We start from the raw sequence: 15,647 nt of genomic DNA on the forward strand, positions 1-15,647 counted from the left end.
CCGAAACCGGCCGCGCGACAAAAAGCCGCGAGCGGACGCAGGTCTACGTCGGATCTCGGCAAACCTCCGGTCAGACACCACCGACGGAGGTTTTCGCAAGCCTCGCTCATGGCTGCAACGCTAGCTCCGCGGATCGACTCGCTGGAGGCTTGCAAAAACGGGTTTGTGGTACAACAAGCTTCGTAGGGAAGTGAAGTTGCGGCGGGGCGAGCGACACTGGCCTTGCCAAGTGACTGATTGAATTGCACTCAGGCTCATGCCTGGTGCCGAGTAGGCACGGCGGTACTCGTGAGCGCTGCTAGGCTTCGCTTGGCCGCACTCAGCCACTCGTGACGCAAGCTGGAGCATGGTGGAAAGATGACTGTGCAAATTGCTTCAGTGGCATGGCTTTTCCGAACAGATGGCCCTGCGCAAGGTCGAAGCCGAGTTCGGTCACAGCGATTAGGTCGGCCTGGCTCTCCACACCTTCGGCGACGGTGCGCACATTGTACTCTTTGGCTAGATCGACGATATGGCGGCACACCGTTCGCTTGAGGGGCCCATTCGCGCAGCCGCCGACGAACTGACGATCCACTTTCAATTTCATGAACGGGAATTTTTCTATGCCCATCAGCTGTGGCCAATTGGCACCGACATTGTCGATTGCAAGGCCAATGTTGTGAAAGCGAACCTCACGCGCAACCTGGACCAGGAGATCTAGGTTCTGGATAGCTTCCACGCTCTCGATTTCGATCGTCAAACCGCCGAAAGCGGGGTGCGACGGCATGCGCCGACAGAGATCGCGTACCGCCTGCGGGTCAATCAGGAATGCTGCCGGGAGATTGATGGAGAGATCGATCGAAGTTTGCTGCTCCAGAAGATAATGCCAATCCTTGATCGCGCGGTCGATCACGAACTGCGACAACTCCCTAAAATGCGGATCCTGAGGCTCCGGGATGAAATAGGCCGGTGGAACAACGCCCCAGGTCGGGTGCCGCATTCGCACTTGCGCCTCTGCGCCGCGGCGGCTAAGGGTACACGCGTCAAACTTCGGCTCATACCAGAGCTCAAGCCAGCCAGCATGTAAGGCTTCTCCGACATGAACCGCGGGACGGGGCGCCGGCTCTTTTGGCAAGAGCATGGCGATCCGATCGCGCAACGTCTCGGCTGCAAACGGCGTCCTGAGCGGCGGCAGCATAGCAAGCCCATATTCACTACCGACCTGCTGCACTGCCGCCATGATGATCGACTCTCGGGCTCCGAACGCCAGCACTCGGCCTGCAAATTCTTCGCGTACCAGTATCTCGAGCAATCGTCCAGGCTCGATGCGGTCCGAGCCAATGCCGAGCAGGATCAGATCAGGGAACTCCGTGCTGAGTACGAGCGGCAGCTCGTCAGCAGTCCTGCATTCGCTAATAACAAACCCCATATTCTCCAGCACATCCCGTAGAAAGGCGCGCAGATGCCGCTTGCCGACGGCCAGGCACGCCCGCGGCCGCACCTTACGTTGCCCGAAGATTACAGGTTTCCCTCCGACCAGTTCGGCCTGTCCATGTTCCATCGCAACCACTCCCGTTCCGTGACGGTGCCTTAAACGAGGAGCGAAGGTCCAAACAAGCTGTGCTTCCCGATATCTTTCGATTGTTCGAAATAAGCTTAAGATGGTGCATTAGTGTGCAAAATCTTTCGCGATCTTGCTCAGACGATTTTATCGGGCGCACGGGTGTGATACCTGTCGCGCTTCTCGCAACTTCGTACGAGTGACGCACGCGAGGTGGGAATCTCTCGTTCGGACGCACCGAGCTGACGCCCTATGGCGCTGCGATCATCGTGGTGCACGATTTATTCAATCGAGTAGTTCGTGAGCGACGATCGGCAATCACTCTTAGAACGTTTGATCGGCATGACCGGCGTGTGCCGTTTGGTGATATGTTTTCCAATCGAAGGCAGTCCATCATGAGTTCGCAGCTGCTCAAGCCGCAGTCGTTCTGAGGAGAACGGCAATGGCTTGCAATTACCTCAGCTCTGTTGCCCATAGCGAGTGTGGACGTCCTGCTTCCTAACCGAGCCTGATAGTTGCTCTCAATTGCGTTTTCTGTCTCCTACTGAGCATGAATTTCCTCCAGAGGGCTAGGTCGGGTGTTCGTGTTGGCGCTGAAGCGCAAGGCCCGTCTCGCGGGGGCACGGCTTTGCGCAAGAGCGTGCCAGGAGGTGAGAACGCGGTCACAGAAGCGGTCGAAGAGCTACTTTCAGAATTAGGTGGCCCCGGACCGGAGTTCAGCCTTCAAGGCGCGAAGCAGGCGGCGTTGCGCCTGATTCAGGATCCCGAACGGGGTTTCATTTTGTCGTCGAGGAACAAGGCACCGGACAAGATTGTAGGGGTAGCTAGCATCTCGGCCGTACAGGCGGTGAGAGCAGCCGGAGCGTACGCGTGCTTCAGGAGCTATGGATTTCTCGTGACTTCCGGAGCTCTGACGGCGGTCGGCATCTGCTCGAGGCGGTAGATTCGGAGGCGAAGCGCCGCGGCTGGCAGATGATTGAGGTTGCGTTGTCTCCGGATGGCTATCCGGCCCTAGAACGGGTACGCCACTTCTACGAGGAGAGGGGATATCGGGTTGCAGGATTGCGCGCGCGCAAGAGGCTTTGACAGTAGTACGCCTCTGCGCCACAGACTTAAAACGTCTCCTGGTCTAGCGTGCTATCGGTAAAGTCCTTCAAGCAGTAAATCCTGGGGCTTGTTGCTTCTGAAAACGAACGCTTCACGCGTGCGTCGCCGCCGAGCATGATCGAGAACCTCGACGTTATGCGGTGCTGACTCCCAGCGCGAGCGGTTACCTCTTCGGCCTTCTTGGCGAGAACGTTCGAAAATATCAGCGACCAATCATTCTTCATTGTGGGAAGCGATACCGCGACCCGCCCGACCAAAAGACGACAGGTCGGCGGCGGCCCGTTGCGGGCGAAGCCCGACCCAGCCTTACGAATCGTTCTTTTGTGCCTCCCATGCAGTGCGATTTACTGACTCTGGTTTGAGATCACAGCACACAAACGCCATCCATTCGTCACCAGTTACATTCTTTGGGCAAGTGGCCAGGCCAGTCGTCTACCACTCATTCCTGCATCTTGGTGCGACGGACCGGCGCGTGAAAGGATTCCGCACCACCTTGCCACTCCTGCTGGCGAATTTCGAGGAAGGTGAGCGAGATCAGCCATCAACACTGATCCGGTAGTGTTCCATAATGAGCAATACGCCGAGTGCCGCGTCCAATACGACATTCGTGCAGCTCCCCCCTGCGCAGGACTGGATGCGAGCGGACCGCTTCGCCGTTTGGCGCCAATACGAAGACGTGGCGATGGAATCATGCGCGACAAAGAGCCTCCCTTTTTGATCGACCGTCAGTCCGTCAGGACCGCTCGTCCCGAAGAACCAGCTGAATCGTCCAACCTTCCCGACGCCGCCGTCACGCATCAGCGGTACGCGCCAGATGCTATTGTCGCGCGTCACGTCGACGACACAGAGATTCTCGGGCTGGTCGAACGACGGTCCGTCGATGAAACAATCTACTGGCTATCCCCACGGTTCGCGTCTTGCCATTCCGAAGAAACACCCGGCGACGAAACTCCGCCGCCATCGACCAAAACACGCTGGTCTCAATCAGCTTGGCGGGCTTTCGAGATACTCATGATGGGCCTTCCAGTCTGCGACACGGCCGGCCCTCGTATTTGTAGCCGAACTGCTTGGGCATTGGGCCCTTGTTGCGATCGTTGCGCCCAGTTTGCTCCCAGGCGTGAGCCAGGATTCCGACCGCGCGCGACAAGCAGAAGACCCCCCGCGCGAGCGGAGAGGCGAAGCCCAGTTCGCCGTAAATGACCGCGGTCGCGCCATCAATGTTCATCGGAATGAGCTTGCTCTTGCGCTGTTGCATCACCCGCTCGATCGCGCGAGCGGCCTTGGCATAATCGCCGCCGACACTGCCCTCGTCGGCTGCGGCATCCACCAGCGCCAATAGCGGGGCCGCGCGCGGGTCGACTGGATGAAACCGGTGGCCGAAGCCCGGCAGATATTTGCTGCGGGTTGCGGTGAAATGGTCGATTGCAGCGCCCGCGGCCTGCTCGATCTCTCGCCCTTGGCGCCGTCGCAGCACATCTTCGTAGAGTTCGACAGCCTGCTCCCCTGCTCCGCCATGCACGTCATCGAGCGTGTTGATTGCCGAGGCCATTGCGCCGTTCAGGGGCAGGCCGCAGCTCACCGCCATTTGGGCAATTGCAATGGAGGGCGCGTGCGGACCGTGGTCAACGGATCCAACCAGCGCAGCTTGCAGCAGCTGCTCCTGTGCTGGCGTCGGCAGATTGCCACGTAACATCAGCCAGATCATGGCGGGAAAGGAAACGCGGCCTATCAAATCTTGAATTGGATAACCGCGATAGGCGATGCGACCTGGCGCGATATCGCAAATGGAGGTTCGCCACCAACTGGCCGCTTGCTGTCGCATTTCTTCTTCGCTCATTTCCGGTTCCATCTTTTCAACCTGCCTATTGCCAACCGCCGCAAGCCGTCGGATGTCATGATATCGGTCCGTCCGTGGCTACGCGGACGGGCAGGAAGTCAGCCTCTCCTTGCTTTGGCGTCCCGACGGCCCGGCTTGAGACCAGTTGCTCGACCTCCGCATACGAATAGCCGAGCCGCTGCAGCCATCTCTCAGTGTCTGCTCCGAGTGTCGCAGGTGGTGAAGGCACCGAAAACTCCTCATCCAGCCGGAAGCCCGGCCGCGTGATTCGTAACGGCTGCGCACCGTCTTGTTCTGGTGCCAAAGTCTCGACGAATCCGCGCTCAAGGACCTGTGGCTGCTGCAACACTTGCGAGACCGTCAGCACACGGCCGGCAGGGACACCAGCCAGATTCATTTGAGTCTCCCATTCCTCAGCGGGCTTGCAAATCAATGCCTTGTTCAACTCCGCGCTCAGCGCAGCGCGGTTGACCTTGCGCATCTCGCGTCCAGCAAAGCGTGGATCCGCCTTCAGGTCCGGTCGCTCGATCAGGTCGCATAGAGCTTGGTACTGCTTCTGCTCGTTGGCCGAAATGTTCAGCGGGCCCGTTGCGGTGCGGAACGTGCCGGACGGAGCCGCGGTAAAGTTCTCGTTGCCGATGGGCTGCGGCTCGACCCCGGCGTTCAGGTGGTTGGAGACGACCCATCCCATCGCGGCGACGGTGGCTTCGAGCAGGGACACGTCGATGAACCGACCCCGGTGCCTATTCCGCTGGTCGACCAGAGCCGCGGCGATGGCAAACGCAGCAGTCAGTCCCGCGATCGTGTCCGAGATCGGAAAGCCCGTGCGCAGGGGAGCCGAGGCTATATCGCCGGTGACGCTCATGGCTCCGGAGAGACCCTGGACGATCTGGTCATAGGCCGGACGGCCGGACCACGGTCCGCTCTGCCCAAACCCGGAGATCGCGCAGTAGACCAGACGCGGGTTCAGCCTGACAAGCACATCAAAGCCGAGGCCAAGGCGTTCCATCACCTTCGGCCGGAAGTTTTCGAGCACCACGTCGGCTTCCTTGACCAGTCGCAAGAACACCTCGCGGCCCGCTTCCGATTTTAGGTCCAGCGCAACCGACTGCTTGCCGGCGTTCACGGCGACAAAGGAAAGTCCCTGCAGGCGCTCCGCTCTTTTCGGATCCGCGCCGAGGCGCCGCGCCAGGTCGCCACCGTTCGGGTTTTCGACTTTGATCACCTCCGCGCCAAGGCGCGCGAGATGATAGCCGCAGAACGGACCAGCCAGCACGTTTGAGAGGTCGAGGACGCGGATACCGGTTAACGGCAGAGACATTTCGAAAGAGCCTTCTTTGATGATCCGATCACGAGATCCTGGTCCGGGCAGCTATTTCAGCTGCTGCGCGGCGCGTTCCGCGAAACGGTTAGTGAAGGTCTTGGCCAGGTCGATGTTTGCGGCACCGATCTTCGGATCAAAGTCGCTAAGGATGGCCAACGGCACCTTGGCCGCCTCGATGTCCATCTGACCGGTTGACGAGAACAGCGCTTTCGACGCGTTCATGATTTCGATGTTCACCTTGCGATTGTCGGTCTTGTAGCCAGCAGGCACCGCGTCAACGAGCTGTTCCGTCGACACGGTGTTGATCCAGCGGTGCGTTTTGAGCAAGGCGTTGACGAGGCGCTGGACCGTTTCCGGATTCTTATCGATGAAACTCTGCTGAAGGTATAGACAGGCGGTCGGATAGATTCCGCCAAAGGCCTGCTTTGAGCCTTCGAGCGTGCGCGCGTCGAAGAGCGGCGTCGCGCTCTTTTTGCGCGCGAGAAGGGTCGCAATCGGATCGAAATAGACGAGTGCGTCGATATTCTTGGCCTCGAGCGCCACCATACCGGGTGCACCGCTGCCAACTGCGATGATGTTCACATCGCGTGGGCCCAACCCAGATTTCTTGATGTAGTAGCGCGCCATGGTGTCGGTCGATGACCCCGGCGCCGTGATCCCGAGCTTGAGGCCCTTCAGGTCGGCACCAGACTTGACCTTGTCAACGAGGTCGCTGCGGATACCGAGCAACACGCCGGGAATGTCATTGAGCAGGAACACGCAGGAAATTTGCTTGCCCTGCGCCTGCATCTGAATGGTGTGATCGTAAAAGCCGACCGTCCCGTCCACCGAACCGCCGATCAGCGCCTGCAAGGCCTTCGAACCACCGGCCTGGAAGTTTTCGACGGTCACCTCAAGGTCCTGGTCCTTAAACGAACCGAGCTTCACGCCAAGCTCGAGAGGCATATAGTTGAGGATCTGTGATCCCACCGCGATCTTCAATTTTGTCTTTTCGGGCTCGGCGGCATGCGCTGAAATGAGCGGGAATGCGGCTATCGCGATGACCACCATCAGTCGTGGAAAAGCGTGCATGTGAACCTCTTTGAGAATGGCAGCGCTACGATCAAACTTCGTGGGCAGGTGCCGGCCGCCAGACCAGCAGCCGCTTTTCCACGCGATCGACGATGGCATCGAGGGCGACGACGAAGGCGGAGAGGACGATGATTCCTGCGAACACGCCGGTGGCATCGAGGACACCCTCGGCCTGCGCAATCAGGTGCCCCAATCCTGCGGACGAACCGAGATATTCGGCGACCACCGCGCCCATCACGGCCATGCCGACAGACACCCGCAGGCTCGACAGGATCCACGTGGTGGCGGACGGCAGGTAGACGTGGCGCAGCAGGGAGGATTTCGATGCACGCAGCAGGCGGGCATTCGCGAGCACGACCGGATTGACCTCGCGAACGCCCTGAAATGTGTTGAAGAATGCGACAAAGAGAACCAGCGTCACGCCCAGCGCGACCTTGGAGGTGAGGCCCAATCCGAACCAGATGACAAAAATGGGCCCCAGCAAGATGCGCGGGATCGCATTGAACATCTTGATGAAGGGCTGAAGGACCTCGGCCGCAAACGGGCTTAAGCCCAACCAGATACCAAGCGCCGTGCCGATCCCGATACCAGCCAGGAAAGACAGGACCGTCTCCAGCAGTGTTATGCTGACATCGGTCCAGAAGTCGGCCGTTGACATCCACTCTCCGATCCTTGCGATGAGTGTCGACGGGGCCGGAAAGAAGAACGGGTCGATCAACCCGGCCCGCACGCCCAATTCCCAGATCAGGATCAGCCCAAGCACGATGGCGAACTGCGTGAGAGCGACCTTACCCGTGCGTGGCATAGCTTTTCTCCACTTCGGCGCCGAGCAGCGACCAAATTTCACGATAGAGCGCGACGAATTCATCGGTCGTTTGCAGTGCCGAGACATCGCGCGGGCGAGGCAGCGTGATCCTGACATCACCAACCATGCGGCTCGCGGGACCGGCGGACATCACGACGACGCGGTCCGCCAGCGTGATCGCCTCATCGAGATCGTGGGTGATGAAGACGAGGGAGCGCCGGTCCGCCTGCCATAGGTCGAGCAGGATGCGATGCATGAGGCGGCGTGTGTGAACGTCCAGCGCGGAGAAAGGCTCATCCATCAGGACAATCTTCGGCTCCATGATCAGGGTCTGGGCCATGGCGACGCGCTTGCGCTGGCCGCCGGACAATTGATGCGGATAGCGCTCCTCGAAGCCTTTCAGCCCGACCTTGGCGAGCCAGGGCCGCGCCTGCTCGCGCGCTTTCGCGATCGAGCTTCCCTGAAACACCAGCCCGAGGCCGACATTGTCCTGGGCTGTTTTCCAGGGCAGCAGCCCTTCCTGTTGCAGCATGTAGCCAGACTGACCGTTCAGGCCTCTAAGCGATTTGCCGAAAATGCGAACCTCGCCGGCGGCCGGCTTCAACAGTCCGGTGACACTATTGAGAATGGTCGATTTTCCGCAGCCGGTCGGCCCGACCACTGCAACGAATTCGGTTTCGCCGACCTGGAGGTTCATGCTTTTCACGGCGGTGAAGTCGCCGAAGCGAATCATCACGTCGCGCAGGTCGACGGCAAGTGCCGGCTGCCCTTCCATTGTTTCGCTCCGCAGAACTTGTTCTAAGGCTCAAAACAGGTAACTGGCGCTATATCCGGAGTCAATTGCATTCTGCAACATAGAACGCAGATGAGCATGAGCTACTGGACTTTCTATCCATTCTGGATATCTGTTCTGCAGAACAGAACACGAGGGCTGTATCAATGGCAAAGACCGGGGTTGATGCGGTCGGGCGCGCCCTGGCGATCCTCAAGGCCTTCGGCGCTGAGCGCGCAGCCATGACGCTGACCGAGATTGCCGAGGCGACCGACTTCTACAAGAGCACGGTCCTTCGCCTTGCCGCATCCCTGGAAGCGGACGGATTCCTGGTGCGGGGGACCGACCGGCTATTTCGACCCGGACCGGAGCTATGGCGCCTTGGGGCGCTCTATCAGCGTGGGCTCGACCTCGGTGACCTGATCAGACCCTCGCTCCATCGTCTGGTCGAAGCAACCGGAGAGACCGCATCCTTCTACATCGCGGAGGGCGACGAGCGCATTTGCCTTTATCGCGTTAATTCTCCGCGTTCCGTCCGGCATCACCTCGAAGAAGGACAACGATTGCCGATTGATCGCGGCGCTGCGGGCCGCGTTCTTACCGCTTACCGCGATTTTGCATTAGCTGATGGAAAGAAGATCAGAGATCGTGGCTTCTACGTCTCGATCGGCGAGCGTGATCCTGAGGTTGCGGCCGCAGCGGTGCCCGTAATCGATGTCTATGGCAAATTGCGGGGCGCGCTCTCAGTCTCCGCCATTCGCACTCGCTTTGATGCAGATGCTCGGAAATCTGCCGTTGAAGTGCTGAAGTCCGAGGCTAAAGCGCTGATTGGTTTGCTGCCTGCAAGTGAGCGCTGAGCTACAATGGCAGCGTTCTGTTTATAACGCAGAGCTCAGCGGGTGCCGCAATGGCCTCTCCTGAGCGTAGCGCGCATTTCTCGCATTGTTGAGGCCTGCAGATCATCCTCGATCTCGACGCCACCCATCCCTACACGGGCATCAGGAGGGAGGCTTCTTCGAGGCTATTACGGTGTTCGTGTGATGTGTGCTGGTGCGCGTGTTCTGGAGCCGTCATGGCCTGACGGCCAAGCTGCGGCGCGCCGACATCGATGCAAGCGCGGTTAGGACGTTTCGCGGATTGTGCGGCCTAAAGCCGGATGGGGTTAGACCGAATCGATTTGGGATTGAACGAAGCCGCTGTCGCGGCATGCGTGGCGAGCTGGCGTAGATCGCCTCCTGGCTGAGGATGTGGGTGTTGGAGCCCCCCTCAGACAGGAGTATTGAGACGGCCGATTTGAGCCCTCTTCGCCGTCGCATGATCGAGGACATGACAGTCCGCAATCTGTCGCCGGTGACGCAGCGATCCTACATCGGCGCGGTTTCGAAGTTCAGCCGCTATTTCGGCCGATCGCCTGAGCGGTTAGAGCTGGAAGACGTCCGGGCCTTCCAGGTGCATCTGGTCTCGACCGACATCTCATGGCCGGCGCTGAACCAGATCATCGTCTGTGCGCTACGGTTTTTCTACGGCGTCACGCTCGGCGAGGCGCTCATCCCGGAGCGCATTCCCTACGCGCGAGAGCCCCGCAAGCTGCCGGTCGTTCTCAGCGCCGACGAAGTGGTGCAGTTCCTCGAGGCGGTGTCGAGCCCGAAGAGCCGCGCGCGCTCACCACCGCCTATGCGGCCGGGCCCAAGGCCGAGGTCGCGGGACTGCGGATCGAACACATCGATAGCACCCGCGGGTGTCATCCAGGTGCGCCACGGCAAAGGCGCGAAGGATCGCAACGTGATGCTGTCGTCCCAACTGCTCGGCATCCTGCGCACCTACTGGCGGCTCGCCCGGCCGCGGCTTTATCTGTTCCCTGGGCGCGACGAAGGTCACCCGATTGAACCGACCGTGTCGCATGCCGCCTGCCGCTCGGCGGTCAAGGCTGCGGCCCTGACCAAGCGCGTCACGCTGCACACGCTGCGCCACAGCTTCGCGACACATCTTCTGGAGAACGGAATCGACATCCGGATCATCCAGGTTCCGCTCGGGCACAATAATCCGTCGTCGACGGCGCGCCACACGCAGGTCGCCACCCATACGATCCGGGCGACGCAGAGCCCGCTCGACCGCCTGTCGCTGGAGGTGACGCCATCGGCATGACAACGGCTCCGGGATCCGGCTTATGACCCGCCCCGACGTCCGCCCGCACCGACCCGCCATCGAGAGATTGCCGATATCTTGCGCCGGCATGGCGCCCCCTATCGTCGTGACCATGCCGGTCATCTCGGTCGCGTGGAGCGGCGGGTGATGAGCGCCATTGTTGGGTGCCGAACCGAGGCGCTCGGCGGCCACGTCGAGGCCCGCAATGACTGCGGCATGACGCGGATCGCCTATAATTCCTGCCGGAATCGGTATTGTCCCCTCGACGCTTTCGCTGGTCGCATCCAAAGCCATGCAGCGCGTCAACTGGGTTGCTTACGCCAAGCGGCTCTTCGGCGGACCCGCACAGGTGCTGGCCTATCTCGGCCGCTACACCCATCGCGTCGCGATCGCCAACAGCCGGCTCGTCGCACTCGACAACGATCATGTTGCCTTCACATGGAAGGATTACCGTCAGGACGGCGCGACCAAGATCATGAAGCTCAAGCCCGACGAGTTCATTCGCCGCTTCCTGCTTCATACGCTGCCCGACGGTTTCCATCGCATCCGCCACTTCGGCTTCATGGCCAACCGGCATCGCGCTGCCAAGCTCGCCCTTTGCCGCGAACTTCTCGATCATGAGACAGCCCCAAACGACAGCTAGCCGCCGCCTGTGGATTCGGAAGCTCAAACCTGGGCCGAAGTTCCTGCCTGTCCCGATTGTGGTGGCCTCATGCGCATCATTGAGCGCTATCGACACAGCTTCAGACGCTCCAGCCCTCGAACATCAACGTTCCGATGCGACACATCGTGAGCCAAGTCATGCCGTGCACGACGATCATCATTCGTCATTTCGCTCCCAGCGTCTCGATCATCGCGGACGATGTCGACTCCGTGCTTTCACACTGCGCGACAACAACGGTCCGATGCAGCAAAATGCCATCGCGATCTCCAGTGAAGCGCGTCTGATCTCAATTCTTCCCGATGCGCACATCTCGTGTCTCTGCCTCACGCGCCGAGCCAGCAGATCGGGCCTTCCGATCTCGAACGTGCTGCATGCTCTGGTCCTCGTCTTCGGCCAGAACGAACTTCACACTGGATTAAGCCCGAGGGGCATCAACACCCACGCCTTCCTCGACGGTGCAAAATCCATGCGCCAGATTCGTGTGGGCGTCGGCGGCGCAACTACAACGATCGCGTGGTTGCGCCCCAGCGCATCCAGTACGAAGGCAATCTATGGCGTGAGGACACCACGCGGCAATCCGCAGCGCGCGGCAATCCTCAGATGGGCTGTGACGGGCGTCTCTTGGAGACTCGTACGACTCTCACGGCTACTCGCCGTTCCCAGCCGGTGGTCGGCCGCAGTCGACTCTTCTGGCGCGATTTGGCGGATTGTTAGCAAAGTTGCGCGAGCTGTCCGACCGCCTACATCTGTTCGTCGGAGCCGTGGCCTCTCGCGAGATCCCGTGTCCGTTGCATCGTGCGGGAAAAATATTCGTCGCGCTCGCGGCGCACGCGCTCTTGATGCGCTCTGAAATTCGCAACTCGTTTGCTGATGTGCTCTCGCTCGGAGGTGTTCCAGCTCAACCGCCGGGGAGAATCGGGTGGGGAAGCTTTTGCGATTGGCGCGATGGGTGCTATCAGCTTTGGAATAGGCGCTACGCTCCGTGCGCGTTCTACGAGTGCCGCGGATTGTTGAACCAGCGCCTCCAGTTCCTTCTTCCAGTTCATCTTCCATGTTCTCCGAACAGTCATGGGAGCATGCTAATTTGGTGCGGTACGCTCGTCCAGCTACCCCTTTTGGTAGTTGCGAGGCCGCTGCTTGTCCGCAAAATAGTGGCCGATGAGCCATTTGGGCCGATGAAATTCGCGGCTTCCCTGCTAGGAGAACCCACCCACGTGACCTTCGTCACCCAAGTGACGCAACAGGATGGAAGATCAGAACGATGCGACCTGGGTCAAACCCGTCGGCTGCGCCTGGTCTCTGGCATGAAAGCATGATCGCCCAGGCTCGCCATACTCGAACTCCTCAAGCGAACTACGCTGACGCCGAAGCAGCGGAGATTGTGCGTCAATGCGCGAATCGGTGCCGCCCGAATGGTCCGACCAGAACTACTCTACAGTATTGCTCAAATGGGAAACGGGAGTGGCGAGGGGTGTTGTGAAATGGTTTAACGCGACGAAGGGTTTCGGCTTCATTCAGCCGGATGGGAGCGGCCAAGATGTTTTTGTACACATAAGCGCCCTGGAGCGCGCTGGCCTCTCTGACCTGCGGGAAGGGCAGGCAGTCTCTTACGAGCTTAAAGTCGACCCGAGGCGTGGTAAAAGCAGTGCGGAAAATCTGCGTGTTTGATTTCATGTCGTAGGCGTCTGGCCTCAGCCCCCCGCCCAAGTCTGGCGCTTACCTCGGAACGACCCCAGCCGCTTTAAGCACTGGGGTCGTTTCATTTCTCGCCAATTTTTGACGTTTCGTGGGTCCGAATACAAGAGAACGTAGCTAGCTAGCGACGCTCGCTAGCGCGTCGCCTCTTTGTCCCGTTTGGTAGACGGGTAACAGTCGGTCCGCCCGCTCGTCATAGCGCGATTTGAAGCGCGCTCGCGAGCGGCTTATTGGTCGGAAGGTCATCCTCGCCGATCATCCTGGACTGGAGGTGGTGGCGCCGGCGCTGATCAAACCCGATGCTGCGGCGCGAGTTCAACAGTGTGGACCAACGAAGGGATGGGAAACCAAGGACTCTCGAGCGGTTCGAGAGGGCTACGATATCAGGGTGCTGCGCGAGCTCCCTTCGCCGGACGTTGGATCGGGTCAAGGCGCCAGCCTCGAGGGCTCACAACCAGGCAATTCGTAGATTGTGGGCAGCCTCACCTCTTGGCGCAGCGAACCGGCTAGAACTGAAAATCGAATTTTGAGATGCACGAAGGCAATGCCGAACTCACCTATCGGAATTCCAAGGGGATTTTGCTGAGCCGGGACATTTCGGGCGTCCACCACCGATCCGTGCCCCTCGTAGTCTAATTTATGTAACCGCGGAGCGCTTCCGTCCATCATTAGGGCTTCGCATGGACCAACATACGGCCCGTTGGCATCGCGCGTTGATGCCTACTTGAGGATTCAAAGCCGGAGCGGCTGCTAGCATCAATGCTAAAGCTCGATCGGTCCTCCTAATTCAACGAGCGCATGCCACGGCACCTTGAAACATCGCGCTTCCGATCGGCATCAAGCGTCGGCGCCTATCTGTGTCAACTATCAACTCTCGCAGTTGATGGAGAGAACGACCCATGCAACCGTAACGATCGGATACCACCGAAGCAGGTCGATTAACATCCGGAGAGACGCCCATGCCATGCGGCGCCACGTCCATGGATGAAAAATGCGTACAAGCAGCGGCTGATCATCGACAAATGAAACGGGCGGATCCTTCGTACAGTGATATTTAATAATGACGAGTGACGGCACAGAATCTTCGCTCCGCATCTGGCTCGCCGTCATCGTGCTAGGCATCGCCTCGTTTCACATCGTCTTGGCAGAGATAGCACCTATCGGGCTGTTGTCTCAGATCGCTCGCGATCTCGGACGAGATCAGGCAGCGGTCGGGCTCACGGTGGCCCTCTATGCCTGGATCGGTGCTGCCAGCGCTCTGTTGTCGCCCGTTCTGCTTCAGAAGTTTCCTCGCAAGCCGCTACTCATCGCCTTGACTCTTATCCTTTCCGCAACAACGTTTGCGGCGACGATGTCTCACACTTTCGAAGGGTTGTTGCTGGCACGCACGGTGGGCGCTGTCGTTCACGGTTTCTATTGGGCCATGGCGGCTGCGGTTGCGTCTAAGATTGCGCCGTCCCGCAGTATGGGTGTTGCGATGGCAATCGTATTCGGCGGGATCTCGATGGCGACCGTTGTTGGTGTGCCGCTCGCGAACTTCGTCGGTCAGGTGAGCGGATGGCGCGCAGCGTTCAGATTAATTGGCGCCATCGGACTGATCACCTCAGCCCTGATGGTGGCAGTTCTTCCGAAAATGCAGGCCGGGACGCCAGCAGGATGGAGAGAGCTTGGATCAGTCTGCCGCAGGCATGACCTGTTGGGGATCTATGCCGTAACGACATTCATGGCGGCCGCGCATTTCGGGGCGTACACATTTATAGAACCATTCCTCAGCGAGATTCCAAACGTTGCCCAAGTCATGATTGGCGCGCTGTTGTTCGGCTTTGGCGGAGCAGGCTTCCTGGGGAACATCCTGGCGGGCGTCCTCATCGACCGCTTCATGAAGCCGATCATCACTGCGGGGCTGCTTGCTCTGTGTCTGGCGCTCGTAGGCCTTGGATCGTTTGGTCCCCACTTGGGGACAGGCCGGGTCCTTGTCTTGCTGGTCATCTGGGGCGCTGCCGTCGCGGCGCTGTTCGCGGGACTCCAGACCTGGATCCTGCGCGCCGCCGGTTCGACAGTAATGACTGCTGCCGCGATGCACTCGGCGGTCATCAATTCGGCCATCGGCTTCGGAGCCGTCCTTGGCGCCCAGATGTTGACTGTAGCCGGCCCATCAGGAGTGATGCTGGCAGCTGGTATGGTCGTCATCATCCCTCTGCTGATAGTTCTCCCGCAAGCGGCCCCAGAGGGTGATCTAAAAAAGGGGTCCTTGCTTGATGGATAACGCCGCAGCCGTGCCCACAGCGCGGATCGCCGCGTGCCCTACCACGAATGTCGCACGAAACCTTCCGCTGGTACGCGAGCGTTGGACCAAAATGTTCGTGCAGCCAGGCGGACCGGTGGAAGGGGGTGAAACACCACGCCAGGCCTTGCCCGAGAACTCGTTGAGGAACTCGGCATCGAAGTTTCTGGCGATGTACGCGAACATCTCGGGCGATTGCGCCGTTGCGGCATTGCGAGGAGCATTCGGTCGAATGGTCTACCGCACTGCGGGGCACTTTTGCATTCTTTCCACACAACAATGTCTCTGTCCTGAGATTACCCCGCATTCTAGTACCCACTTTCCCTGGGAAGTGAGTCATGATTCAACGTCGGGATGATACCCGAAGCAAGAGAAGTCCATCTTTCGAAGAAAGATCGCCAAA

General features: G+C 59.7%; 10 protein-coding genes and 2 pseudogenes. 5 read left to right on the top strand and 7 right to left on the bottom strand.

Annotated features, from left to right (window positions below; all coding sequences use genetic code 11):
- Nucleotides 1–319: 319 nt before the first annotated feature.
- From AC0L27_RS36420 to AC0L27_RS36445, 6 genes are all read right to left on the bottom strand, one after another.
- Complete coding sequence (locus tag AC0L27_RS36420) at nt 320–1,540, bottom strand: EAL domain-containing response regulator (protein ID WP_473322568.1); 1,221 nt, start codon at nt 1,538–1,540, stop codon at nt 320–322.
- Between the two features lie 2,116 nt (nt 1,541–3,656).
- The gene (locus AC0L27_RS36425) at nt 3,657–4,484 is read right to left on the bottom strand and encodes a citryl-CoA lyase (protein ID WP_473322571.1); all 828 of its coding nucleotides are present in this window, start codon (nt 4,482–4,484) and stop codon (nt 3,657–3,659) included.
- 55 nt (nt 4,485–4,539) lie between these two features.
- Nucleotides 4,540–5,805 (bottom strand): CaiB/BaiF CoA transferase family protein, encoded by a 1,266-nt coding sequence (locus AC0L27_RS36430; RefSeq protein ID WP_473322574.1) that lies wholly within the window; start codon nt 5,803–5,805, stop codon nt 4,540–4,542.
- 51 nt (nt 5,806–5,856) lie between these two features.
- Nucleotides 5,857–6,879, bottom strand: coding sequence for an ABC transporter substrate-binding protein (locus AC0L27_RS36435; RefSeq protein ID WP_473322577.1), 1,023 nt, complete (start codon nt 6,877–6,879; stop codon nt 5,857–5,859).
- Between the two features lie 31 nt (nt 6,880–6,910).
- A complete protein-coding gene (locus AC0L27_RS36440; protein WP_369726399.1) occupies nt 6,911–7,684 on the bottom strand; it encodes an ABC transporter permease in 774 nt (257 codons plus the stop codon).
- The gene (locus AC0L27_RS36445; RefSeq protein WP_473322581.1) at nt 7,668–8,459 is read right to left on the bottom strand and encodes an ABC transporter ATP-binding protein; all 792 of its coding nucleotides are present in this window, start codon (nt 8,457–8,459) and stop codon (nt 7,668–7,670) included. The genes AC0L27_RS36440 and AC0L27_RS36445 overlap by 17 nt, the downstream gene beginning before the upstream one ends.
- A gap of 164 nt (nt 8,460–8,623) precedes the next feature.
- Here AC0L27_RS36445 and AC0L27_RS36450 point away from each other — a divergent pair, with 164 nt between their 5' ends.
- The 3 genes and pseudogenes from AC0L27_RS36450 to AC0L27_RS36460 all read left to right on the top strand — a co-directional run bounded on the left by AC0L27_RS36450 (nt 8,624) and on the right by AC0L27_RS36460 (nt 11,394).
- The gene (locus AC0L27_RS36450; RefSeq protein ID WP_369726401.1) at nt 8,624–9,313 is read left to right on the top strand and encodes an IclR family transcriptional regulator; all 690 of its coding nucleotides are present in this window, start codon (nt 8,624–8,626) and stop codon (nt 9,311–9,313) included.
- Nucleotides 9,314–9,770: 457 nt separating this feature from the next.
- Nucleotides 9,771–10,601 (top strand): annotated as a pseudogene (locus AC0L27_RS36455) (tyrosine-type recombinase/integrase).
- Between the two features lie 66 nt (nt 10,602–10,667).
- Nucleotides 10,668–11,394, top strand: a pseudogene (locus AC0L27_RS36460) (IS91 family transposase).
- A gap of 611 nt (nt 11,395–12,005) precedes the next feature.
- On the opposite strand, the gene AC0L27_RS36465 reads toward AC0L27_RS36460, so the two are convergent.
- Complete coding sequence (locus AC0L27_RS36465; RefSeq protein WP_473322584.1) at nt 12,006–12,311, bottom strand: hypothetical protein; 306 nt, start codon at nt 12,309–12,311, stop codon at nt 12,006–12,008.
- A gap of 415 nt (nt 12,312–12,726) precedes the next feature.
- On the opposite strand from AC0L27_RS36465, the gene AC0L27_RS36470 reads away from it, so the two are divergent.
- Together AC0L27_RS36470 and AC0L27_RS36475 are read left to right on the top strand one after the other, a co-directional pair.
- Nucleotides 12,727–12,933 carry a cold-shock protein gene (locus AC0L27_RS36470; protein WP_409192721.1) on the top strand — a complete coding sequence of 69 codons (207 nt, stop codon included), beginning with the start codon at nt 12,727–12,729 and terminating at the stop codon, nt 12,931–12,933.
- Between the two features lie 1,087 nt (nt 12,934–14,020).
- Nucleotides 14,021–15,226 carry an MFS transporter gene (locus tag AC0L27_RS36475; RefSeq protein WP_409190678.1) on the top strand — a complete coding sequence of 402 codons (1,206 nt, stop codon included), beginning with the start codon at nt 14,021–14,023 and terminating at the stop codon, nt 15,224–15,226.
- The last annotated feature ends 421 nt before the right edge of the window (nt 15,227–15,647 follow it).

The organism is Bradyrhizobium sp. Ken51 (assembly GCF_055807435.1).